The following is a 657-nucleotide window of genomic DNA, read 5'->3' as shown; positions in this document are numbered from 1 at the left end:
GCTAATATAGGTCATCACCAATGTGCCCCCGTTGGCAGCAAATGCCTTTAAGCGCGCGATTGTTTCTTCGCTTGCTAAGTAAAGCATCGGAACGATCAGCAGCCGGTACGATGAAAAATCCTGTTCCTTCGTAATCACGTCGACTGGAATATCACGCTCCCAAAACGCGCGGTAGTGCTCGTGCAGGGTTTGGGGATACCGCTTGGTTTTCATCCCGAATCCTTGTGCATCTTGGAGCGCCCAATGGTTTTCCCAATCGTAGAGAATCGCGACATCCGCAGGCCGGATCGTTCCGGTGACTTCAGACAGCGCTTCAAGGGTTTGCCCGACTTTTGCCACTTCTTTAAACACGCGGTTCTCGGAACAATTGTCATGGCCGACAACCGCACCATGAAATTTTTCCGATGAGCCGCGGGATTTCCGCCATTGAAAATAGAGGATGCTGTCAGATCCGTGTGCGATCATCTGCACAGAAGACAGGAGGTGCATGCCCGGCCGTTTCGCTTTATTAAAATCGTGCCAATTGACAGCGCTTGGCGTCGATTCCATTAAGAGAAACGGCTGCTGTTTCAGGCTGCGGTACAAATCATTGATAAAGCCGACTTTCATGGCCAAATCTGCTGTGCTTTCCCAATCGTTGTGCCAGGCGGGATACGC

At 51.3% G+C, this 657-nt stretch carries 1 protein-coding gene; it reads right to left on the bottom strand.

All coding sequences use genetic code 11. From position 1 onward, the window contains the following. A partial coding sequence (locus ACWHAR_RS28110; protein WP_452088572.1) for a beta-galactosidase occupies nt 1-657 on the bottom strand: 657 nt, incomplete at both ends.

Source organism: Bacillus sp. LR--39 (genome assembly GCF_053613335.1).
Note: the sequence above shows the minus strand (reverse complement) of the source record. Positions and strands in the feature narration are given on the sequence as shown.